This is a genomic window from Cohnella fermenti (assembly GCF_004801405.1).
GTDB classification, from domain to species: domain Bacteria; phylum Bacillota; class Bacilli; order Paenibacillales; family Paenibacillaceae; genus Cohnella; species Cohnella fermenti.
The window spans coordinates 193,085-216,962 of record NZ_SSOB01000008.1; the positions used below are offsets into that span (position 1 = coordinate 193,085).

The 23,878-nt window shown below is 59.3% G+C and carries 18 protein-coding genes and 1 pseudogene; 17 read left to right on the plus strand and 2 right to left on the minus strand.

Annotated elements, in window-relative coordinates:
• The first annotated feature begins 47 nt into the window (after nucleotides 1-47).
• Entirely contained in the window at nucleotides 48-542 is a 495-nt protein-coding gene (locus tag E6C55_RS08485; protein ID WP_136369346.1) for a DUF1934 domain-containing protein, read from the plus strand.
• On the plus strand, nucleotides 539-2,218 hold the full coding sequence (gene argS / locus E6C55_RS08490; RefSeq protein WP_136369347.1) for an arginine--tRNA ligase: 1,680 nt from the start codon (nucleotides 539-541) through the stop codon (nucleotides 2,216-2,218). The genes E6C55_RS08485 and argS overlap by 4 nt, the downstream gene beginning before the upstream one ends.
• A 472-nt stretch (nucleotides 2,219-2,690) precedes the next feature.
• On the opposite strand, the gene E6C55_RS08495 is transcribed toward argS, so the two are convergent.
• A complete protein-coding gene (locus E6C55_RS08495) occupies nucleotides 2,691-3,854 on the minus strand; it encodes a S8 family peptidase (protein WP_136369348.1) in 1,164 nt (387 codons plus the stop codon).
• 421 nt (nucleotides 3,855-4,275) lie between these two features.
• Here E6C55_RS08495 and rpoE point away from each other — a divergent pair, with 421 nt between their 5' ends.
• From rpoE to E6C55_RS08525, 6 genes and pseudogenes are all read left to right on the plus strand, one after another.
• Nucleotides 4,276-4,857: a DNA-directed RNA polymerase subunit delta gene (gene rpoE / locus E6C55_RS08500; protein ID WP_136369349.1), complete on the plus strand. Its 582-nt coding sequence runs from the start codon at nucleotides 4,276-4,278 to the stop codon at nucleotides 4,855-4,857.
• Between the two features lie 259 nt (nucleotides 4,858-5,116).
• Entirely contained in the window at nucleotides 5,117-6,727 is a 1,611-nt protein-coding gene (locus E6C55_RS08505) for a CTP synthase (protein WP_136369350.1), read from the plus strand.
• 128 nt (nucleotides 6,728-6,855) lie between these two features.
• Nucleotides 6,856-7,254, plus strand: coding sequence for a response regulator (locus E6C55_RS08510; RefSeq protein WP_136369351.1), 399 nt, complete (start codon nucleotides 6,856-6,858; stop codon nucleotides 7,252-7,254).
• Between the two features lie 333 nt (nucleotides 7,255-7,587).
• Nucleotides 7,588-8,838 (plus strand): UDP-N-acetylglucosamine 1-carboxyvinyltransferase, encoded by a 1,251-nt coding sequence (locus tag E6C55_RS08515; protein ID WP_136369352.1) that lies wholly within the window; start codon nucleotides 7,588-7,590, stop codon nucleotides 8,836-8,838.
• Between the two features lie 58 nt (nucleotides 8,839-8,896).
• A pseudogene (gene rho, locus E6C55_RS08520) lies at nucleotides 8,897-10,165 on the plus strand (transcription termination factor Rho); the annotation flags it as partial.
• A gap of 1,153 nt (nucleotides 10,166-11,318) precedes the next feature.
• Complete coding sequence (locus tag E6C55_RS08525; RefSeq protein ID WP_136369353.1) at nucleotides 11,319-12,575, plus strand: radical SAM protein; 1,257 nt, start codon at nucleotides 11,319-11,321, stop codon at nucleotides 12,573-12,575.
• Between the two features lie 400 nt (nucleotides 12,576-12,975).
• On the opposite strand, the gene E6C55_RS33735 is transcribed toward E6C55_RS08525, so the two are convergent.
• A complete protein-coding gene (locus E6C55_RS33735; RefSeq protein WP_168735541.1) occupies nucleotides 12,976-13,128 on the minus strand; it encodes a hypothetical protein in 153 nt (50 codons plus the stop codon).
• Nucleotides 13,129-13,465: 337 nt separating this feature from the next.
• On the opposite strand from E6C55_RS33735, the gene E6C55_RS08530 reads away from it, so the two are divergent.
• The 9 genes from E6C55_RS08530 to rpmE all read left to right on the plus strand — a co-directional run bounded on the left by E6C55_RS08530 (nucleotide 13,466) and on the right by rpmE (nucleotide 23,843).
• Nucleotides 13,466-14,335 (plus strand): MurR/RpiR family transcriptional regulator, encoded by an 870-nt coding sequence (locus E6C55_RS08530; protein ID WP_136369354.1) that lies wholly within the window; start codon nucleotides 13,466-13,468, stop codon nucleotides 14,333-14,335.
• 87 nt (nucleotides 14,336-14,422) lie between these two features.
• Entirely contained in the window at nucleotides 14,423-16,048 is a 1,626-nt protein-coding gene (locus E6C55_RS08535; protein WP_136369355.1) for a DUF4127 family protein, read from the plus strand.
• 171 nt (nucleotides 16,049-16,219) lie between these two features.
• Nucleotides 16,220-17,557 carry an ABC transporter substrate-binding protein gene (locus E6C55_RS08540; RefSeq protein ID WP_136369356.1) on the plus strand — a complete coding sequence of 446 codons (1,338 nt, stop codon included), beginning with the start codon at nucleotides 16,220-16,222 and terminating at the stop codon, nucleotides 17,555-17,557.
• 161 nt (nucleotides 17,558-17,718) lie between these two features.
• The gene (locus E6C55_RS08545; RefSeq protein ID WP_230986609.1) at nucleotides 17,719-18,615 is read left to right on the plus strand and encodes a carbohydrate ABC transporter permease; all 897 of its coding nucleotides are present in this window, start codon (nucleotides 17,719-17,721) and stop codon (nucleotides 18,613-18,615) included.
• A 1-nt stretch (nucleotide 18,616) separates the two neighbouring features.
• Nucleotides 18,617-19,447 (plus strand): carbohydrate ABC transporter permease, encoded by an 831-nt coding sequence (locus E6C55_RS08550; protein ID WP_230986610.1) that lies wholly within the window; start codon nucleotides 18,617-18,619, stop codon nucleotides 19,445-19,447.
• Nucleotides 19,448-19,498: 51 nt separating this feature from the next.
• Entirely contained in the window at nucleotides 19,499-20,197 is a 699-nt protein-coding gene (locus tag E6C55_RS08555) for an N-acetylmannosamine-6-phosphate 2-epimerase (protein ID WP_211093545.1), read from the plus strand.
• 49 nt (nucleotides 20,198-20,246) lie between these two features.
• Entirely contained in the window at nucleotides 20,247-21,179 is a 933-nt protein-coding gene (locus tag E6C55_RS08560; protein ID WP_136369358.1) for an ROK family protein, read from the plus strand.
• Between the two features lie 158 nt (nucleotides 21,180-21,337).
• Nucleotides 21,338-23,539, plus strand: coding sequence for a DUF4434 domain-containing protein (locus E6C55_RS08565; RefSeq protein WP_136369359.1), 2,202 nt, complete (start codon nucleotides 21,338-21,340; stop codon nucleotides 23,537-23,539).
• A gap of 106 nt (nucleotides 23,540-23,645) precedes the next feature.
• On the plus strand, nucleotides 23,646-23,843 hold the full coding sequence (gene rpmE, locus E6C55_RS08570) for a 50S ribosomal protein L31 (RefSeq protein WP_136369381.1): 198 nt from the start codon (nucleotides 23,646-23,648) through the stop codon (nucleotides 23,841-23,843).
• The last annotated feature ends 35 nt before the right edge of the window (nucleotides 23,844-23,878 follow it).

Here is a 23,878-nt window from a genome sequence, read left to right on the forward strand (position 1 = left end):
GGGGCCAACGGGGCTGCAGGGAGATAGAGAGGAGTTGAACCGATGCGATGAACGGTTCGGAACCGAGGCGAGTTCGTATCGAGCTGCACAGCGGCGGGGCGAACGGGAACGGCGTCGCCGAATACCGCGGCATGCTGTACCCGAAGCCTGGCGGCTGCTACATTCGATACGAAGAGAACGACGAGGGACGGGGCCGCTGCTCGGTGACGTTCAAGCGGGACGAGAGCGGATTGACGCTGCTGCGGCACGGCGAGGTTCAGGCGGAGCAGAGTTTCCGCCCGGGGCAGCGGACGGCGGGGTGGTATGCCTCGCCCGCAGGCAGGCTGCGCCTCGAGATGGACACCTTCGCGCTGGTGTCGAAGGAGCGGGCGGCGGATGGCCTTGCGGACGGTCCGGAACAGGGCGATGAAGACGGCAAGGGGAACGATGCGGCGGATGGACTTGAGCTGTCGATTGAATGGCAATACGACCTGTGGGTTAATGATGAGAAGACGGACCGCTTCGACTTGCGGTTGATGATCTGGGAGGATAACGAATCATGAGCGAATATGCGTTGGAACGCCTGTACAGGCAAGTGAAGGAAGCGATCGGAGATGCGGCGGTGGCTGCGGGCTTCGCGACGAGGGAGGAGCTGCCCGACTTCGCTATCGAGGTGCCGAAGGAGAAGTCGCACGGAGATCTGGCGACGAACGCGGCGATGCAGTTGACGAAGCTGGCGAAGAAGAATCCGCGCCAGATCGCGGAAGGCATCATCGCGAATCTGGACCAGGCGAAGGCGTCGATCGTCTCGGCGGAGATCGCGGGACCGGGCTTCATCAACTTCCGCCTCGACAAGGGATACCTGTATCCGATTATCGGCGAGGTGCTCGCGGGCGGAGAGCGATACGGCTCCGTTCAGGATGGAGCGGGCCGCAAGGTGCAGCTCGAGTTCGTCAGCGCGAATCCGACGGGCAGCCTGCACCTAGGGCACGCGCGCGGCGCGGCGGTCGGCGATGCGCTTGCCAACATTCTCGACTTCGCGGGCTATGAAGTGACCCGCGAATACTATATCAACGACGCGGGCAACCAGGTCGCGAACCTCGCCCGGTCGATCGAGGCGCGGTACCGCCAGGCGCTCGGCCAGCAGGCCGAGATGCCGGAGGACGGCTACCACGGCGAGGACATCGTCGGCTTCGCGAAGGAGCTGGCGGAGCGCGAGGGCGACAAGCTGCTGGCGCTGGGCGACGAGGAACGGTTCGAGTACTTCCGCAGCTACGGGCTGGAGAAGGAGCTCGACAAGATCAAGCGCGACCTCGGCCGGTTCGGCGTCGGCTTCGACGTCTGGTTCAGCGAGACGTCCCTCTACGAGAAGGGGCTTGTCGTGAACGCGCTCGATGCGCTGCGGGCCCAAGGAGCCGTCTACGAGAAGGACGGAGCCGTCTGGCTGGAGACGACGAAGCACGGGGACGACAAGGACCGCGTTCTGGTGAAGAACGACGGCAGCTATACGTACCTGACGCCGGATATCGCTTACCACATGGATAAGTACGGCCGCGGCTACGATCAGATGATCAATATCTGGGGCGCGGATCACCACGGCTACATCCCGCGGATGAAGGCGGCGATGGCTTCGCTCGGCAACGACCCGGAGAAGCTGAAGGTGCTCATCGCGCAGATGGTCAGCCTGTTCCAGAACGGCGAGAAGGTGAAGATGTCCAAGCGGACCGGCAAGGCCGTGACGATCGAGGATCTGATGGACGAAGTCGGCGTCGACGCCATCCGTTACTTCTTCACGATGCGCAGCATGGACTCCCATCTCGACTTCGATATGGATCTGGCGGTGTCGACGTCCAACGAGAATCCGGTTTTCTACGTTCAGTATGCTTACGCTCGGATCTGCAGTATTTTCCGCCAGGCGGAGGAACAGGGCATTGAGCTCGTTCCGTTGGCGGAGGCGCCGCTCGGCAAGCTTGTCGCGGAGCACGAATTCGAGCTGCTGCGCAAGATGGGCGAGCTGCCGGACGTCATCGCCGATGCGGCGAGAGGCTACGCCCCTCACCACATGATCCGCTATATCTATGAGGTGGCGTCGCTGTTCCACAGCTATTACCGGGCGGAGCGCGTCATCACGGAGGACGCGGAGCAGAGCCAGGCGAGGCTGCAACTGCTCGCCGCGCTCAAGATCGTGCTCGGCAACGGCCTGCGGCTGGTCGGCGTCTCCGCTCCGGAGAAGATGTAAGAAGCGAAGGGCTGGGTCGAGGCCTCGTTCGGGCGATTGCGGGGGCCGAAGGCGGACGGTAAGGGCGACGACGGCGATAGAGGCGATGAAGCCGCGCGATGGCCTCCGATGGCCTGCCGAATTTTATGTGAAAAATCACATTCGCGCGGCTCGGAAACGGGTGCTTTGTCCGGTTTTATGCGAAAAATCACATTCGTGGAGGAATTTCCGGGCCGGAGTGCGGGATATATGCGAAAAATCGCATAAAACGCCGAAATTCCTTCCCGTCCAAGCCGATGAATGTGAAAAACCACATAAAATTGCAAAAGCCGGCCGGGCGGCGGGATAGCGATGGAAGGCCGCCGGACCAGCGCAGAAAAACCGGCGGTTCAGCGCAGAAAACTCGCCGTACCGCCGAGCAATAACCGCTGGATCGCCGAGCAAACTCGCCGGATCGCCGAGCAAAAACCGCCGGATCGCCGAAGAAAAATCGTCAGGGCAAGCTGCCCTGACGATTTTTCTTATCCGCGTTGCGAAGCAGCCGCATGATGTCCAGTTCTCCGCCAAGCCGGGGGGATCTGGCGGGCCGGAGGGGGCGGGTCGAGCGGCGCAGCAGGTTCTTCACCTCGGCCGGGCCGAGTCCGGGGCGGTGGGCGAGCAGCAGCGCTACCGCCCCGGTAACGTGCGAGGTCGCCATGGACGTGCCGCTCATGCTCCGCCGGATTCCCCGCAGCCAGCAGGAATCGATCTTCTCGCCGGGCGCGTAGACGTCGATGCGACTGCTGCGGTTGGTGAAGGCGGCGATGCGGCCGTCCCGGCTCGTCGCGCCGACCGCCACGGTGTTCGGATAGCGGGCGGGATAGTCGATCTCCCCTTGCTTGCCGTCGTTGCCGGACGAGGCGACGATGAGCACGCCGGAACGATAAGCATTCGTCACTGCGTTCAGCAGAGCCCGGCTCCGGGTGCGCATGCCGAAGCTCATGTTGACGACATCCATGCGGTTGCGGACACACCAATCGATGCCGAGGATAATATCCGATACGTAGGCGGTGCCGTTGTGATCGAACGCCTTGACGGGATAGATGGACGCTCTCGGGGAGACGCCGATCATGCCGTGCAGTTGGTTGGCCGCGGCGATCGTCCCTGCGATGTGCGTCCCGTGCCCGTTGTCGTCGCTCGGGAGCATCGTCCGCTGCAGGAGGTTAATGCCGCGTTCGAGCGAATGGCGAAGATCGGGATGCTGGAAGTCGACTCCGGTATCGATGACGCCGATCTTCACCTTGTGGCCGGTCGTGAGGCCCCATGCTTCCGGGGCGCGCACCTTGCGGATTCCCCACGGGACTCCGTTGACCGTGCCGGAGCGAGGCCGCGAGGCTTTGGGCAGCGCGTGGGTCGAGACGCGGATGTCGTCCTCCCAGGCGATGGAGCTTGAGAATGCCTTCGGTAACTCGAGGTCCGGAAGTGCGCACGTGTAAGCGCGGATGATGCCAAGCCGCCTGACCGCTTGCAGAGAGCGGTCGTTCTTGCGCCGCTGTCGCCACTCCCGAAGGAAACGCTGTTCCTGTTCGGGCTCCAGGAACCGGAAGATTCGGCGGGCGCGGTGCTCCGGGGAGGAGAGGGAGCCTCTCAGCCATTCCAGCAAGCCGCTCATGTCCATTGCGGTGATCCCTCCCGGCGAATGTGCTTCCCTATACTATGAGGCCGTCCTTCCGCTTGTATGGGAGAACGGCCTGATTCGCGGCGAAATGGGCGCAGTGCAGTGTCAAAATCGGGAGCGCTTCATAGGATGAAGAGAGAGTTTCCGGCGAGACTCTTAACCGCGTCGGCCGCGCCGATAGGAGAGGCCGAGGGGGTACAGTCGAGAAACGAAGGCGCCGTCTTGCGGACCCGTCTTCGTTTTTTCGCTGTTCCGGGGCAGCGGCGGAAGCGCACTTGCATTTTCGTGGAAAATGCGGTTAACTAAAGGGTGACACAAAACGATGTGCGCTTGATTTTAATGATCATCCGGGGCCTGCCTGCTTCGAATTTATCGATCTCCGGGTGATTTACGCTTACATAAAGAGAGGATGAGCAGTAACGTGAGTGCGGAATACGTCCTGAAGTTCGATGCCGAGAAGATCCGGGAGATGCCGATGGTTGACCTTGCCTTCGAGGTGCTTAAAGCGTCGAACACCCCGTTCTATTATCGGGATCTCATGATGGAGATCGCCAAGCTGAGAGGGTTCTCCCAAGAACAGATCGATGAGGTGATCGCGCAGCTCTATACCGAGATCAACATCGACGGCCGCTTCGCATGCGTCGGCAGCAACGTGTGGGGCCTCAAGCGCTGGTATCCGGTCGAACGTTCCGACGACGCCGTTGCCGGCAGCAGCAAGCGTCCGCGGATCATCAACGACGACGACGATCTCGACGACGACGATCTGTACGGCGAGGATGAGGAAGAGACCTTCACGGCGGACGAGGAAGGCTTCGATCTGTTCGACGAGGATCGCGAAGAGATCTTCGACGAAGGCGAGGAAGCCAGTGAAGTCGACGAAGAAGTGGCGATAGAAGAAGAGGAAGAAGCGGAGATCGACGAAGAGATCGACGAGGAAGCGGAAGAAGACGATCTGGACGAGGACGAATTCGACGATTCCGACGACGAGGAAGACGATAAATAGAACCTCGCAAGCAGGCTTGACACCCAAGGTGCGAGAAGTTAAACTTATGCTTGGGCTTTAAGAGCATGCTTTTCCATAAGACCATTTCGGTTAAAAAAGTGCCCCCATTTCTATGGGTGACACTTTTTTGTTTTGTAGGGCGATTCATTTCCTTATTTATGGGAGAGCGTGAACGGACTTAGTGAGGCTTCATGTTTGTTGGAAATGCGGGTACGCTAAAGATAATGCCTTAGGCATGTGGTGGGAGGTTTCGTACAGAGTGACCAAATACATTTTCGTAACAGGCGGCGTCGTGTCGTCGCTTGGGAAGGGGATCACCGCCGCTTCTCTCGGACGGTTGCTGAAGAATCGGGGATTAAAGGTAACGATTCAGAAGTTCGACCCTTATATCAACGTCGACCCGGGGACGATGAGCCCTTATCAGCACGGGGAAGTGTTCGTGACGGACGATGGCGCGGAGACCGACCTCGATCTGGGGCACTATGAGCGCTTCATCGACATCAACCTGTCGAAGAACAGCAACGTGACAACGGGCAAGATTTATTCCACGGTCATCAGCAAGGAGCGCCGCGGCGAGTACCTCGGCGGCACGGTTCAAGTCGTTCCGCACATTACGAACGAGATCAAGGACCGGGTGTTCCGCGCGGGCCGCGAGACCGGTTCGGACGTCGTCATCACCGAGATCGGCGGAACCGTCGGCGATATCGAGAGCTTGCCGTTCCTCGAAGCGATCCGCCAGCTTAAGTCCGATATCGGCCGCGAGAACGTGATGTACATCCACGTCACCTTGATTCCGTATATCAAGGCGGCGGGAGAAGTGAAGACGAAGCCGACGCAGCACAGCGTGAAGGAGCTGCGCAGCATCGGGATTCAGCCGAACGTCATCGTCTGCCGCACCGAGCACCCGATGGCGGAGGACCTGAAGCGCAAGATCGCTCTGTTCTGCGACATCGACGCCAATGCCGTCGTGGAATGCCGCGACGCTTCGACTCTGTACGAAGTTCCTCTGATGCTGAACGAGCAAGGCCTCGACGATTACGTCGTCAGCCACCTGGGTCTGACCCAAGCGTCCCCGGCTCCGAACATGGTGGAGTGGGAAGCGCTTGTGCGCAAGGTCAAGTCGCTCAGCAAGACGACGGAGATCGCGATTGTCGGCAAGTACGTCGCCCTGCACGACGCTTACCTCAGCATCGTGGAATCGCTCGGACATGCCGGCATCGATTCGGACGCCGAAGTGAACATTCGCTGGGTGAACGCAGAGGACATTACTCCGGCCAACGTGGACGAGCTCCTCGGCGGAGTGAACGGAATTCTCGTTCCCGGAGGTTTCGGCGATCGCGGCATCGAGGGCAAGATCACCGCGATTCGTTATGCGAGAGAGAGCAAGACGCCGTTCTTCGGAATCTGCCTCGGCATGCAAGTGGCGGTTATCGAATACGCGCGCGGCATGGCCGGCCTTGACGATGCGAACAGCTCGGAGATTCACCCGGCGACGCCTTATCCTGTCATCGACCTGTTGCCGGAGCAGAAGGATATCGAGGATCTCGGCGGCACGATGCGCCTGGGCCTCTACCCTTGCAAGCTCGTTCCGGGCAGTCTGGCTGCCGAATGCTACGGGGAAGAGCTAGTCTACGAACGCCATCGCCATCGTTATGAATTCAATAATGAATATCGGGATCGCATCGAAGCCGCAGGGCTTCGCATCTCGGGAACGTCGCCGGACGGGAGGCTGGTCGAGATGGTCGAGCTCCCGGGCCATCCGTGGTTCCTCGCGGTGCAATTCCATCCGGAATTCACCTCGAGACCGAATCGTCCGCAGCCGCTGTTCCGCGAATTCGTTCGCGCCTCGCTGGCAGGTTCGGCCAACTGATCGGAGAAGGAACGTTCTGGGTAAATCCGGGACGTTCTTTACTTTTTTTCCAGTGAAATAAAGGATTTCCGCAATCCTATCTCGAATACGGGTTAGATATCCGAATGGAGAAACGGAGGCTACATCGAATGGGTAGGAAGAAGTTGCTGATCGTGGACGATCAGATCGGAATTCGAATTCTGCTTCTCGAAGTGTTCGCGACGGAGGGCTACGAGACCTTCCAAGCGGCTAACGGACGAACGGCCTTGGACATCGTGCGCAATCACACTCCCGATTTGGTGCTGCTGGATATGAAGATCCCCGGAATGGACGGGCTTGAGATCCTTAAGAAGATAAAGGAGATGAATAAGGAGATCAAGGTGATCATGATGACCGCGTACGGCGAGCTCGACATGATCAAGGAAGCGACCGACCTTGGGGCGCTGATGCACTTCACGAAGCCGTTCGACATCGACGAGATGAGGCTTGCGGTCAACATGCAGCTCGGAGAAGGGGATTCCCGCTCGAGATTCGCGTCCGGAACGTAACCTCCGTTCGGGCGGGTTTACCATACGAAGTTCGTTTGTGATATAATGATTCGGTATACAAGCCGAATGCTTTGAAGCGGATGCAGGCGGCTGCACGGCAGCAGGACTTTGTCAGCGGCTTGCGCGTCGCCTACCAAGGAGTCCTCGCTTGAGTTGTTCGAGTTATTGACCCTCGCCTATCGAATTTCTGACTCATTCCAACGGTTAACGCAATTTGGCAAGCCCTCTGATATTTTGGGAAAACGTCGTGCGCGTTTTCCCTTTCCTTCATTGTGTCGGCAGTGTGTGTCTCGGGCCGGCGCAGGAGCAGCAGACTAGGAGGACCATGCATTCATGGAGAAACTGATGATACGCGGAGGTCGGCCTCTTCGGGGAACGGTCGGCATCAGCGGTGCCAAGAACAGCGCCATCGCATTGCTTCCTGCCGCCATTCTGGCGGAATCGGAAGTCAGACTGGACAACCTGCCGCATCTGAGCGATGTGGCCATTTATACGGAACTATTGGAAGAATTGGGAGGCAAGGTTCGCTGGAACTCCGATTCCATGTCGATCGATCCTTCGGGCATGAGGTCGGTTCCGATGCCCAACGGGCGCGTCAAGCTTCTGCGCGCTTCCTATTATTTGATGGGGGCGCTGCTCGGGCGCTTCGGGGAGGCGACAATCGGCTTGCCGGGGGGCTGCAACTTCGAGCCTCGGCCGATCGATCAGCATATCAAAGGCTTCGAGGCGCTTGGCGCCGTCGTCAGCAACGAACATGGAGCGATCCGCATCAGGGCCAAGGAGCTTCGCGGCGCGAAGATCTATCTTGATGTCGTCAGCGTCGGCGCCACGATCAACATCATGCTTGCGGCATCCCGGGCCAAGGGCTTCACGGTGATCGAGAACGCGGCGAAGGAGCCGGAGATCGTCGATGTCGCGACACTGCTGAGCGCCATGGGGGCGAAGATCAAGGGGGCCGGCACCGAGACGATCCGCATCGAGGGCGTCAGCTCCATGCACGGCTGCCGTCATTCCATCATTCCCGATCGCATTCAAGCCGGAACATACATGCTCGCCGCAGCGGCTACTCGCGGCGACGTTCTTATCGATAATATTATTCCTAAGCACATGGAAGCTTTGACGGCCAAGCTTCAAGAGATGGGCGTTCACGTCTACGAGATGGACGAAGCCATTCGAGTCATCGGCCAGCCGCACTACGAGGCGGTTGACGTGAAGGCGCTCGTATACCCGGGCTTCGCAACCGATCTGCAGTCTCCGATGACGAGCCTGCTGACGCAGGCCCAAGGGGTCAGCATCCTGTCGGATTATGTGTACAGCAATCGCTTTAAGCATGTGCCGGAGCTGATGCGGATGGGCGCGAACATCCGCGTGGAGGGCCGGTCCGCCATTATCGAAGGCAGCCGCCTGAACGCGGCGAAGGTGCGGGCGACCGATCTTCGCGCGGGAGCCGCGCTGGCCGTCGCCGCCTTGACCGTAGAGGAAGGCACGACGGAGATTACCGGAGTGGAATACATCGATCGAGGATACGAGCGATTGGTGGAGCACTTAAGCAATTTAGGCGCCGAGGTATGGCGCGAAGGGTGATTCGGATACCGGATCGCCCCATTCGGATAGCAAAGAGGGGATACTATTGACGGACTTGATGATGGCAGACCTGGAGGGCATGTCGCTTAACGATCTGACAAGACTGGCCCGCAACTACCAGGTTGCCGCTTATAACCAGATGAAGAAGAAGGAGCTTATCGTCGCCATCCTGCGCGCGCAGGCGGAACGGAGCGGCCTGTTGTTTATGGAAGGCGTGCTTGAGGTTCTGCCGGAAGGCTACGGCTTCCTGCGGCCGATCAACTATCTTCCGAGCGCGGAAGATATTTATATCTCGGCTTCGCAGATTCGCAAGTTCGATCTTCGCACGGGAGATCTCGTATCCGGCAAGTGCCGGGCTCCCAAGGAGAGTGAGCGCTACTTCGGCCTGCTGCAGGTGAACGCGGTCAACGGCGTAACCCCGGAGACGGCTGCGGAACGCCTCCACTTCCCTGCCCTTACCCCGCTCTTCCCGGAACAGAAGCTTGTTCTGGAGACGACTCCCCATCGCCTGTCCACTCGAATCATGGATCTGCTCGCTCCGGTTGGCCTCGGCCAGCGCGGCTTGATCGTCGCGCCGCCGAAGGCGGGCAAGACGCTGCTGCTTAAGGAGATCGCGAACAGTGTCTCGACGAACCGCCCGGACATCGAGCTGTTCGTGCTGCTCATCGATGAGCGGCCCGAGGAAGTGACGGACATGCAGCGTTCGGTGCGCGGAGAAGTGGTGGCTTCGACGTTCGACGAGGTTCCGGAGCATCATATCAAGGTGGCTGAGCTTGTCCTGGAGCGGGCGCTTCGTCTCGTGGAGCATAAGAAGGACGTCGTTATTCTGCTCGACAGCATCACGCGTCTGGCTCGCGCCTACAACCTGGTTATCCCGCCGTCCGGTCGCACGCTGTCCGGCGGTATCGATCCCGCGGCGTTCCATCGTCCGAAGAGATTCTTCGGCGCCGCGCGCAACGTCGAGGAGGGCGGCAGCCTGACGATTCTGGCGACGGCCCTCATCGAGACAGGTTCGCGGATGGACGACGTCATCTATGAGGAGTTCAAGGGAACGGGCAACATGGAGCTTCACCTTGACCGCAAGTTGGCTGAGCGCCGTATCTTCCCTGCGCTCGATATCCGCCGTTCCGGCACCCGCCGCGAGGAGATGCTCCTCACGAAGGAAGAGCTGGACAAGGTGTGGGCGATCCGCAAGGGCATGAACGATTCGATCGAATTCGTCGACCAGTTCCTGCGCAAGCTGGCGAACACGAAGACGAACCTCGAATTCCTCGAATCGCTTGATGCCGGCACGTCGGGCTCCGCTTCGAGAAGCGCCGGCAACGGCGGCGGCTCGAACGGAGGAAGCGGCGGGAATGCCGGCTCATCTTCCGGCAGCTCGTTCTCCTCGTCCGGTTCCGGAGCCGTCCGCACGGGCGGATATTCGAACACGTCCGTCCGGACCGGTTCCTCGGGAATGGGGATGCGAACCGGCTCCGCTCCGCGAGCCGGCACGGGCAGCTATTCGAGCTCGTACGGCGGCAATGGCGGCAATGGCGGCAACGGGAACGGCAACGGTTCGCGGCCTTCGAACGGGGGCGGCTACTCCTCCCCTTCGAACGGCAATGGCTATTCGCGTTCTTCCGGATCGGGGACGAACGGCTCTTCGTACTCCTCGGCCTCGGCTTCGTCGACTTCGGCGGCATCGGCATCTGCCTCTTCGTCCGCGTCGTCCGCAGCCGGTGCATCAGGCGCAATCGGCGCTTCCGGCACATCGCCCGCTTCTTCGGCTCCGACGTCTCCGGCGAGCCCGGTGCCGCCGACCGGCTCGACGCCGCCGGCAAGCTCGCTGTCTTCGGCGGCTTCGACGCCTGTTGCTCCGCGACCAAGGACGCCGAGCGCTCAGCAATTGCCGGGCGAAGTGATCGGCCGCGCGCCGTCGCCTAGAACGTCCTCGTCCTTGTCGAGGACGACGGCCTCCTCCGCGGCGCCGTCTCCGGCTGCGCCGACGGCCCCGATCGCTTCGATCGCGGCAACCCCGACCGCCGCCGCTCCGGCGCCGTCCGCGCCTGAAGCGGCCGCGAAGGTCGAGGCTTCCTCCGCCGCCGGCGAACCGGCGATCGCCAAGAAGACGACGCGGGCTTCCTCGTCGCGTTCCGCCGCCGCTGCCTCTTCGGTGACAGCGCCTGCGAAGGGAACGACGAGAAGCGCCAAGTCGTCGGCTTCGACGCCGATTGCCGGCACGGAGAGCGTCTCTTCCGCGGCTGCGGAAGAGACGGCGCCGACGGCCACGGCTGCGAAGACAACCCGCGCCGCGAGCACCCGGGCCAAGAGCAAGGCCGCGGCTCCGGCAGACAGCGCCGCGACGCCAAGCTCCGGCACGGCCGCCGAGCCGGCCTCGGAAGGCGCCGCCGCTCCGGCCAAGCGCGCAGGGACGAAGCGCGCTCCCCGGAGCAGCTCGACGTAACTCGTCGGGCGGCAAGAGAGAGGGGCAATGAACGATGCATCTTGTATATGCAGACGATAAAGACAACGTATACGACCACCCCGATCTGTTCGGGGTGGCGCGGAGCGGCGACGATCTGGTCGAGATCCTTGAGGATGACTTGATCCCACTGCCGCCGGGCGCGACCCTTGTCGGTCTTCCGAACACGCGGGCCATAGGCATGGACCCGAGGACCGGCAGAATGATGCCGGTGCCGGGCAACTATCACGCCGTGGGCGCGCTGCTTCCTCAGGGGTATACGCGGTATTACGTGCCGGGCTACTCGAAGACCGACAAGTCGCAGGTGTTCCCGCTCTTCGGGTACACGGCGGTCGTCTGGAAGGACGGCGCCTTCTATGTAGCGGCAGGCGCGACGGACGATCCGGAGAAGTGGAATCCCGAGAACTGCGATCGCGGCGAGGTCCGACGCGGCGTGGAGAGGCTGCTGGAGAAGTACCCGGACAACCGGCTGTACCAGCATCTGTCCAACTGCGCGCTCGGCTACGAATGCCTGACCTCGTCGAATACGTTCCTGCAGCGCTGGGAAGGCGGCGTTCCCGTGTCCTTCGCTTGCAATGCGGGCTGCTTCGGCTGCATCTCCGAGCAGCCGGAGGACAGCGGCTTCGTCTCCCCGCAGACACGGCTGCAGTTCAAGCCGACGGTCGATGAAGTCGTCGAGATCATGCTTGAGCATCTGCGCACGCCCGAATCGATCATCAGCTTCGGCCAAGGCTGCGAGGGCGAGCCGTCGACCCAGGCGAAGACGATCATCGAGGCGATCAAGCGCGTGCGCGAGCAGACGTCGATGGGCTACATCAACATCAACACGAACGGCGGGCTTAGCGACCACATGCGCGCCATTGTGGACGCCGGCCTCGATCTGATGCGGGTCAGCACGATCAGCGCGCTCGACGATCATTACAACGCGTATTATCGTCCGCGCGGGTATACGCTGAAGAACGTCGAGAAATCGCTCAAGTACGCGACCGACAAGGGAGTCTACACGTCGATCAACTACCTCATCTTCCCGGGCGTGACCGACCGCGAAGAAGAGATTGAAGCGATGATCGGCTTCGCGAAGCGAACGGGCCTTAAGCTGATTCAGATGCGCAACCTGAACATCGACCCGGAAGCGTACTTGAACCTCATTCCGAAGGCCCAGGGCGAGATCTACGGCATGAAGACGCTGATCGAGATCTTCCGGGAGGAGCTGCCGGACGTGGTGATCGGCTCGTACACGCATCTCCCTTCGGTTACTCGTCAGCAGCGTTGAATGTTTGCAACTTGAACTTGCTGGGTTAAATTTGTTCGTTCAGCTTATATGAACTCCAAACCGCTATCTTCCGCCATTCTCGTTGCGGGGGGATAGCGGTTTTTTGACATAAGTTTTGGGGCAGTCCATGTTGAATCGTGCGGGAGGGGGACCGGGCATCTCGCCGGACTCGCCGGATACAAGAAATTTATGTGAAATATCACATTCGAGCGTTGCGATAACGGGCAGGTTGGACGATTCTATGTGAAAAATAGCCTATATAGAGAAAATTCCGGCTTCCGTTGCTGGATATATGCTAAAAATCACATAAAACGCCGAGATAGCGGCTCATTCGAACCGATGAATGTGAAAAACCGCATAAAATCGCAAAAGAGCTGGCGGATCAGAGGGCAAAATGGGCTCACGGAGCGGGAGAGGAGCGCCGCGCACCACGCCTAGCGATCAGCTTGCCGTGCATCCACTTGTCATGCATCCGGTACGCGGCGCCTCCTTCCCCCGCAACTCCTCTCCCCGCACCTTCTCCCGTCCGCGCCTTCTCCCCCTCTGGCGGCATTAGGTCTCCTCTCCCGTTCGTTCAGGATGGGGAAGAGTGGGGATCACCCGGCGGCGGTTGGGGGGGCGGCGAAGAGCCAAGAGGCTCCTGAACCGCGGGGAGAAGAGGCATAAACGAGCAGAAGGGGGATAGCGCCTTGCTGCATGACGCTGGAGTCGATGGAGTCACGGGGTGGATTGCCCGTGACTGGCGAATAGGCTCGCATAAACGGATACGCTCGCACTCAAAGGACGCCGTTAGGCATTTTTCTTAGTTTCTCCTTGTACCGAAAGGAATTTTCATTTATTATTCGGATTATAAATGGAATATTTCTTTCTTCTGCTGGAGGAATTCGCATATGTCCAAGATCAAAGGCTCTTCCGAGAGCGCGAACACCCTTCTCGTGCTCGATACCATCTATAATTCGCTTACCCGCACGGAGAAGAAGATTGCCGACGTGATCCGCGAGGACCCGGAAGCCGTCGTCTACGTGACGCTGACGGATCTGGCCGAGAAAGCCGGGACGGGGGAGACCTCGGTGCTTCGTCTGTGCCGCAAGATCGGCTTCAAAGGCTACCAGGAATTCAAGCTGTCTCTCGCCCAGGACCTCGTCGTTCCCATCAAGAACGTCCACAGCGAGATCGAGGAGACGGACGACCTTAGCTCGATCGCGGCGAAGATTACTGCGGAGAATACGCGGGCGATCGAGAATACCCTGAACCTTCTGGACATGAACCAGATGGAGAAGGCGATCGAAGCGATCGGCAAGGCGCATAAGATTTACTTCATCGGCGTGGGCTCCTCGGCGAATACCGCGCTGGACGGCAAGTATCGCTTCCTTCGTCTCGGGTTCGATACCGAAGTGGTGACGGACCCGCATATCATGGCGATGACCTCAACGCTGATGAGAAGCGATGACGTCGTGTTCGCCGTATCCACCTCGGGAAGCACGAAGGATGTCGTCGATGCCGTGCGTCTCGCGAAGAAGAAGGGAATCTTCTTCGTCTGCCTGACGAGTCATCTGCGCTCCCCGCTGACGCAATACGCCGACGTCGTGCTCTTATCCAAGTCGAGGGAGACTCCGCTGCAGGGCGGCGCCTTCTCTTCGAAGCTCTCGCAGATTCATGTGCTGGATATATTGACGACCGCGGCGGCAATCCGCTTCAAGGATCGAACCTATGACGCTTTGGAGCGAACCTCGAAAGCCGTCGTTGACAAAATCTATTGATGTCAAGAAACTTCACCCGTATAATGGATTTATACTCCTTTTTATCTTGGTAAAATGGTGTAAATATCCTAAATACGGGTGAAGCTTATGAGCAGCACGACTGCATTCAACGAATCGCGGACGACCGGGCGCCCGGATGACGACCGCATCAAGGTTGTTTATCTTCCTCTCGACGAGAGGCCGTGCAACTACGATTATCCGATCGCTCTCGCCGGAATGACCGATCTTCGGTTGATCGTTCCCGACCGCGGCCTTCTTGGCGACAAGAAGCAGGCTGCCGACACGGCAGCTCTGGCTGCGTGGATGGAGGCGGCCGCCGCGAATGCCCAATATGCCCTCCTCTCGATCGATATGCTCGTCTATGGCGGTATCGTTCCTTCGCGCCTGCACGAATGGAGTCCTTCCGAATGCCAAGCGCGTCTGGCTATTCTCCGCCGCTTGAAGCTGCACAATCCCCATCTGCGACTGTTTGCCTTTAATCTCATTACCAGAGCTCCCGCTTATTCCAGCAGCGAAGAGGAGCCCGATTATTACGCCTTGCACGGCCGCGAGCTTAACGTTTACGGGAAGCTGCGCGACAAGGGAGAGCGGGAGACGCTGTCTCCGGAAGAGGAGCAGGAGCTCGAGGCTGCGCGCCGTTCCATTCCCGTGGAGATTCTCTCCGATTTTCTGACGCGCAGACGGACGAACGCCTTCGTGAACGAGCAAGCGATCGGGCTTGCGCGCGAAGGAATCATCGACTTCCTTATCATCCCGTTGGACGACAACGCCAAATACGGCTATACCTCCGCCGACCAGCGCAAGCTCACGTCTCTCGTCGAGAGGGAGAACCTGACGGGGAAGGTGCATATCTACCCGGGCGCCGACGAGATCGGCTGCACGCTGTTCGCCAGAATCGTCTGCGAGACGGCCGGCTTCCTGCCGACCTTCCATCTGCGGTTCTCATCTTCGATCGGTCCTTCCTGCATTCCCAAGTACGAAGACCGGAGCCTTAACGAGAGCATCAAATGCCATCTGACGGCCGCCGGCGCGGTTATCGGCGATTCCTCCGACCCTGCCGACGTCTATCTGATGGTGCACTCTCCTCCCGTCGGCCAGGCCGATATGGCGGAGACGACCGACCGTTACGAGGATAGGCACCGCTCTTACTATTCCGAGGTCAACGTTCGGGAGTTCGTGCAGGCCATTCGTCATTATGCGTCCCGCGGGCGATTGATCGCGTTGGCGGACGTGGCGCTGTGCAACGGCGGCGATCACTCCCTCATGAAGCTTCTTAGCGAAGAGGGGCTGCTTGGCTCGATCTCTTGTTACGCGGCTTGGAATACGTCCGGCAATTCGCTCGGCACGGTCATCTCCCATGCGATTATCGAAGCGTACAACCGATCGAAGGCGGAATCGGAGCGCGTTCCGGAAGCGGCGGCGAAGAGTCGCGATTATTACTTATATCGTTTGCTGGAGGACTGGGGCTACCAGTCGATCGTTCGCCAAGAGCTGTGCGAGCGGGAGCTCCCGGCTCTTCATGCGGATTACTTCCGGATCTCTCACGTTCAGGAGCAGATCGAAGCGATGATCGGCCCGAGATTGGAGCAATTCTCCCGGAAGTACTTCCCGGAGTTCGGCGAACTGCGAGTGAGCGAGGTTCGGTTGCCGTGGAAGCGGATGTTCGAGGTCGGGTTCCGGTTGGAGACGACGACTTTATCGCTTGCCGAATAGGGATTGTCGACAAGTCGATCCCCCGGATGCGTTTGCTCTTTAAATTAAAAAGGAGAAAACCTCCAAAAATAAAATAAAAAACGAAAAAATCCTTTACAATGGCGAGCGACGCCCCCTATAATTGGAATCAGCAAGGGAGAACTCATTTTCTTGAAGGGGTGTTTCATAGCTATGTGGACCAAGAAGATGGCACTGCTGCTCGCAACCGCAGTACTTGCGATGACGGCAACGGCGTGCGGCAACGACAATTCGAACGGCAAGGCAGCCTCGGAATCCGGCAGCACAGCTTCTCCGGCAGCCTCCTCGGCGACGCCGGCCAAAGAGAAGACGAAGGTCAAGTTCTGGTACCTGTGGGGCGGCGTGGAAGGCGAGAACGTAGAGAAGCTGATCGCCGAGTTCAATGCAAGCCAGGATCTGTACGTGGTCGAAGGTCTCTCCGTGCCGGACGTGCAGAAGGTTGTCGTCGGCATCTCCAGCGGAGACGGCCCGGACGTGACGGACAACTTCAGCAACAACACCGCTTCCTATGCGACGAAGGGAATGCTCGAGCCGCTGGACGACTATATCGCGAAGTCCGGCTTCGACACCTCCGACTTCGTGCCCGCGGCGCTTGAAGGCGGCAAGTACGACGGCAAGCAATACGCGCTTCCGATCAACGTGAACTTCAACCTCCTGTTCTACAACAAGAAGATGTTCGCCGACGCGGGAATCACCGAGGTACCCAAGACGTCCGACGAACTGCTCGCGGCCGCGAAGAAGCTGACCAAGGTGAACGCCGACAAGTCGCTCGAAGTGCTTGGCTTCCCGGACTTCCCGTTCGTCTACTACACGACGGGCATGTCGATGGCGTTCGGAGGAAGCTTCATCTCCGAAGACGGCAAGACGCTGACGCCGGACAACGCGGGAACGATCGAAGCGATCAAGACGATCCAAGATTACCGGAACGAATTCGGAGTCGACAATATTCTGAAGTTCAACTCCTCCGCCAAGTACCTGGACGCGACCGATCCGTTCATTCTCGGCAAGCAAGCGATCCGGATCGACGGTCCTTGGTTCGGCAACACGGTCAAGAATGTTCTGCAGAAGGACATCGACTACGGCGTGGCTCCGCTTCCGGGACCGGCCGGACATCCCGAGCTCGCGGGCGGCGGAGAAGTCAGCTCCTCGACCTTCTTCATCCCGAGCAACGCGAAGAACAAGGACGGCGCCTGGGCATTCCTCAGCTGGCTGATGGCGAAGGAGAACATGATCAAGTTCAACGACATGTTCGCGAACCTTCCGGCTCGCACGTCCGCTTACGACGATCCGTCGCTGCAAGACATTCCGGACTTCCAGACGTTCGCCGAAGCGGCGAAGAACCCGAACCTCAAGTCGTTCCCGGCCTTCGAGGGACAATCGGAATACAACAAGATCATCAACGACGAATTCGAGCTCGCTGCCGGAGGCAAGCAGTCCGCGGAGGATGCCGTCAAGCACATGAAGGAGAAGTCGGCCAACCTGCTGAAGTAACTCTCCTTACGATTCCGCTCTCATTCCGATCGCGTCTCGACCTCATCTTGACCACATCTCGACCTCATCGCAGCATCGCTTAGTACGAATAAGGCACCCGTTCCTTCCGGAAGGAAGGGACGGATGTCTGTCGATCTCGGATCACACATGGGGGAAACGCCGTGAAAAAAAACCTGACCGGCCTGGCCTTCGCCAGTCCGTGGATCGTCGGTTTCTTGGTTTTTACGCTCTACCCGCTAGGCGCCTCCTTCTATTATGGACTGACGGACTTCAACGTCTTCCAATCTCCGAAGTTCGTTGGCTTGGATAATTACTCCGAGCTGATGCGCGACGATCTGTTCTGGAAGAGCGTGCGCAACACCTTGTACCTCACTGTCATCAGCACGCCGGTGAACTTGATCTTCTCTTTGTTGATGGCGCTGCTATTGAATAGGAGAATCCGCGGTTTGTCGTGGTATAGAACCGTTTATTATATTCCGACGATCATTCCGCTGGCGGCGACTTCGCTCCTGTGGATGTGGATCATGAACGCCCAATACGGCCTGCTTAACGCGATGCTGGGGCGGCTCGGGCTTCCTCAGCCGAACTGGCTCGCCGATCCGGCGCTGACGAAGGCGTCGCTCGTTCTGATGGGGCTATGGGGAGTGGGCAATATCATCATCATCTTCCTGGCTTCCTTGCAGGAGGTGCCGAGATCGCTTTATGAATCGGCATCCATCGACGGGGCCGGAGCCTTCCGCAGCTTCTTGAACATCACGCTTCCGACCATATCGCCGATCATTCTTTTCCAATTAATCATGCAAGTTATTAACAACCTTCAATACTTCACGCAAGCCTACTTCATCGTATCCAGCACGAATCTCAATGCAGGAACAAGCGGCGGGCCCGAGAATTCGATGCTGATGTACGCCATGTACCTGTATCACAACGCCTTCCAGTACTTCAAGATGGGCAAGGCTTCGGCGATGGCCTGGATTCTCTTCGTCATAGCCGGCGCGATCACCTGGCTGATCTTCCGGTCGTCGAAGCGCTGGGTATCGTACGGAGGTGGAGACTGACATGAGAAGCCGCATAATGACCCTGAATGGGGCAACCCACCTGATTTTGCTTCTCGTGGGGATCGCGTTTATCGGACCGTTCCTGTGGATGATCCTGACCTCTCTCAAGTCGCTGGAGGAGATCTCATCCCTGCCGGTTACGATTCTCCCGGATGTGTTCAAGTGGGACAACTACACGCAAGTATTCGACGTCATTCCGTTCGGGCGTTACTTCTGGAACACCCTGATCATTACCGTCCTCAGCGTAGCGGGACAGTTGATCTCGGCTCCGATGGTTACTTATTCGATCACGAAGATCGAGTGGTTCGGAGCGAAGTGGATCTTCCCGATCGTTATCGGAACGATGCTGCTGCCTTATCAGGTAACGATGATTCCGGTCTATCTGATCTTCCAGAAGCTTCATCTGACCGGGGGCTACTGGCCGCTCATCATTCCGACCTTTACGGCTGCGCCGCTGTACATTTTCCTGCTTCGGCAATTTTTTATGCAACTGCCCAATTCCTTGATTCACGCGGCGAAGATCGACGGAGCTTCGGAATTCCGGACGTATTGGAACATCGTGCTTCCGCTGTCCAGACCCGCTCTGACCTCCGTAGGGATCTTTACGTTCTTGTACACCTGGTCCGACTTCCTGGGGCCGCTGCTGTATATCAACAATTCGTCGAAGTACACGCTGACGCTGGGCCTGCAAGCCTTCTTGGCGGAGCATTACACCGAGTGGGGACTGCTCATGGCCGCCTCCTTGATGTTCACCCTGCCGATCGTCGTCATCTTCTTCTTCGCGCAGAAGCAATTTATTGAAGGAATTTCCCTTACGGGCATTAAAGGCTAACGGAACGGCTATTATTCAGATGAATTATTCGAGGTGATGAGCGTGCATAACATGGATATCTTATCGTCTTTAAAAGGCGGGCTCGTCGTCTCTTGCCAGGCTTATCCGGGAGAGATTTTGTTCGGTGCCGACGTCATGGCGAGAATGGCCTTGACCGCCAAAGCGGGAGGAGCGGTCGGCATCCGCGCCAACACTCCGGAGGACGTCGCCGAGATCAAATCCCGCACGGGGCTTCCGGTTATCGGAATATGGAAGGCAAGCTATTCGGATTCCTCGGTCTATATCACGCCCACGTTGAAGGAAGCCGAAGCCATCGCGCAGGCCGGGGCGGATATCGTCGCGCTGGATGCGACGAATCGGGAGCGTCCTGGGCAAGAGCGGCTAACGGATATTATTCGGGTGCTGCGTTCGAAGTACGAGGTCATGCTCATGGCGGACGTCTCTACCGTTCAAGAAGGAATAGAGGCGGAGAGAATGGGCTTCGACATCGTGTCGACGACACTGTCCGGCTACACGCCGTACAGCCCGAACCACGCGGGGCCGGACATGGAGCTCGTCGGGGAGCTGGTCAAGGCGTTAAGCATCCCGGTCTTCGCGGAAGGAAGAATCCAGACGCCGGAGGAAGCTTCGGAATGCTTGCATCGCGGGGCTTACACCGTGGTGGTCGGCAGCGCGATCACCCGCCCCGAGCTGATTACGAGGAAGTTCGTCGAAGGAATTCGCCAATCGGCCGTATCCCAGAGCGGTTGATCGATCCGATAAGGAACTCGGGAGGCGGAAGCGGAGGAGGAGTGTCGTCGTGACTAGCGCGGCTATTGGAATCGATATCGGCGGGACGAATATCAAGGCGGGCCTCGTCGCGGAGGACGGAAGCCTGCTCGAACGCTTCACCGTGCCGACGGAAGCCGACGCCGGACCGGATGCGCTGAGAGCCAAGCTGCTGGCGATTGTCGGAGAGGCGGAGAGAATCGCATCCGGCCGCGGAATCGGGATCGGAGGAGTCGGAGTCGGCACGGCGGGCCAGGTCAACCGGCATACCGGCGGCGTCGCGGGGGCGACGGGCAATCTTCCCGGCTGGGCGGGGACTCCGCTGGCGGGCTGGCTAACGGCGGAGACGGGGCTTCGCGTCGTCGTCGATAACGACGTGAACATGATGGCCGTCGGCGAAGCTTGGCTGGGCGCGGGGCGGTCGTGGCAAGACTTCGTCTGTCTCTCGCTCGGAACGGGGATCGGCGGGTGCCTCATCATGAACGGCGTCCCCTACCTGGGGAGAGACGGCTACGCCGGCGAGCTTGGCCATCTCGTGATTCAGGCGGACGGTCTTCCCTGCAATTGCGGAGGACAGGGCTGCTGGGAGCAATACGCCTCCGTCAACGCCTTGAAGCGGCAGCTGAGCGAATGGCCGGGCGGAGCCGGTTGGGATAGCCCGGAGGAGTTGTTCGAGTCGGCCCGGAAGGGCGACCTGGAGGCGTCGCGGATCTTGGATCGGTACGCTTCCTTCGTAGCCGTCGGCCTGACGAACGTCATTCATATCTTCAACCCTCCGGGAATCGTCATCGGCGGCGCGATCGTCGCCGGGCAGGGCGATGCCCTGCTCGAACGGATACGCAGCCAAGTGTACCGGCGTGCGATGAAGGTGTTCAACGAGCCGGTCCCCGTCCGGATCGCGGGAGCGGAGCTTGGCGATCACGCGGGCGTATTCGGGGCGGCCGGAGCGATTCTGCGGGGATAGGCTTTAGAATCCGCCAAGGCTTCGTCGGGGGGAGAATGGAGTCGAGCCAGCTTGTCTGCCCTCTATGAGTTCGCGTTTCTCTTGCATCCCGGTCAGTCAGAAGAAGAAGCTTCTTGCACGAGGCGCTCGATTCTAACTTGAATGGGAGGAACGGAATCATGAAGAAGGGGTTTACTCTGGGTTTGATAGGGGCGTTGCTGTTGGGGACGATCGGACTGTCGCCGGATCGTTCCGACGCCGCGCAGACCAATGTGCTGAGCGGCATCGGGTATACGGCATCGGTCGCGGCGGATAGCGGGTATCCGGACTCGGGCGGGACGGAGCTGACGGACGGCGCCTATGCCGCGCCTTATCTTGCGGATGCCGCATGGCAAGGGAGATTCAACCAAACGAGCTATTCCTTCACGGCCAATCTGGGCTCGGCGCAATCGATCCAGGACTTCAGGGCGAACTTCTATAAATACACGGGCGCGGCGGTGCAGACGCCGACCTCTGTTCAGTTCCAATACTCGACGGACAATGTTGCGTATTCGACGGCCTGTTCGCTGACGCAGCAAGGAGCCGGAGTTGACATAGCGGCCGTGCCGTACGCGTGCTCGGCGGCTTCGCCGGTTAACGCCCAATACGTGAGGCTGGTCGTGGGCAGCGCCGCGAGCACGTGGTCCTTCCTCGACGAGTGGGAGGTTCTGTCCGCGGAAGCGGAGGATACCCTCAGGCTGTCCGGCACGTTCCTTCAACCGGATCTCGGAGACGTCTGGACCAATTCGCAATGGACTTCGGAGTTCGACGATATGGAGGACGCCGGCATGGATCATCTGATTCTCCAATGGTCGGCGAACAGCAAGCATAACACCGCGGTGTACCCGTCGACGCTGTCCGGCTATGCCCAGAACACGACGCGGGATGTCGTCGGCAAGTCTCTGGAGATGGGCGACGCTTACGGCATGGACATCTATATGGGGCTTCAGCTTAATGAAGATTGGTTCGTCAACTACACGAACGATCCATCGTGGCTGAACGACGAGGAAGATCTCGCCATCGAGCTGGCGGAAGACCTGTGGGAGCAATACGGGGACCACGATTCGTTCGCGGGATGGTACTTGAGCTTCGAGGTCGACAATTGGAATCTTCCTTCCTCAACGGAATGGCAACGCGTCGCCGACTTCTACGATGGGGTAGCGACGGCACTGCACACCTTGACGCCGGGCTTGCCGATTATGATCTCTCCCTTCTATAACGTATCCGGCGGCCTGTCGACCTCCGGCTGGCAGACGATGTGGGAATATATTCTGTCCCGTGCGGACATCGACATCTTCGCTCTTCAAGACGGGGTAGGAGCGGCGCATGCCGTGACGGCCGATCTGGACGATTGGTTCGCGGCGACCCGGGCGGCTATCGACAACGCCAGCCCTTCGACCGAGCTGTGGAGCGATGTCGAGACGTTCAACATGGACGCGAAGCCGATGGACATCAAGATGCTCGTCGCCGACATGGATGCCGTCGCTCCCTACGTGGATGCGTATACCAGCTTCAGCTTCAACCATTATATGAGCCCTCAGCAAGTCAACCCGTTGTATTACGCCACTTATCTGAATTACTTGGCGAACGGCGCGGTCGAGTCGGTTGCGCCTTCGGCTCCGAGCTCCTTGACGGCGGCGGCTTCCGGCTCCATGACCGTCAACCTGAGCTGGACGGCCTCGACCGACGCGATCGGAGTGGCGGGCTACCGGATTTACCGGAATAACGAGTTGGTCTACACCTCCTATACGAGCGCGACCTCCTTCTCCGACGAACAGCTGACTCCTTCGACGACCTATGCTTACAAGGTGATGGCCTTCGACGCGGCCGGCAACGAATCCGCCTTCTCCTCCGCCGTGTCGGCGACGACGGGAAGCGGGACGACGTACAGCAATATTCTCTCTTCCGGCAAGTCGTACGTCTCGACGCTTGCCCCAAGCTCGACGTATCCCGATACGGGAAGCGCGGAACTGACGAACGGAGCCTTCGGAACGACATCCTACAGTGATGCGGCTTGGTCCGGCTTCAATACCGGCTCCCCGTTCAGCTTTACGATCGATCTGGGCTCGTCCCAGACGATACGGGAAGTGACGGCCGACTTCCTGCAAGTCAAGTCCGTCTACATCTTCCTGCCGTCTTCGGTCACCTTCGCCGTGTCGAACGACAATCTCAGCTTCACGACGGCAGGCACGGTGTCGAAGCCTGCGGTGAGCTCGTCGGATCAGACGAAGACGTACCGCCTCACCGGATTAAGCGGAATCGCGGGACGTTATGTCAAAGTAACGGTCGCTCCTCTCAGCAGCGCGTGGACGTTCGTCGACGAGCTGCAAGTCAAAAATTAACGCGAGCTTGCTGTTGTTATTCCGGAGCTTGCCGTGCTATAATCCGTTTGTGTGTCTATTACTCTGGTTCCGCATGAGTTCCAGGGCAGGAAAGAAGGTGAACGCATTGAAAGAAGCCATTCAACCGAAGTACCACGTGACGACGGCTACGTGCGCTTGCGGCAATACGTTCGAAACGGGTTCGGTTCGTCCGAACATCCGCGTCGAAATTTGCTCCGCATGCCATCCGTTCTTCACCGGCAAGCAGAAGTTCCTGGATGCCGGCGGTCGTATCGACAGATTCAAGAAGAAGTACGGAATGTAAGACCACGCGGTATAGAAATAGACCTCCCTTAACAT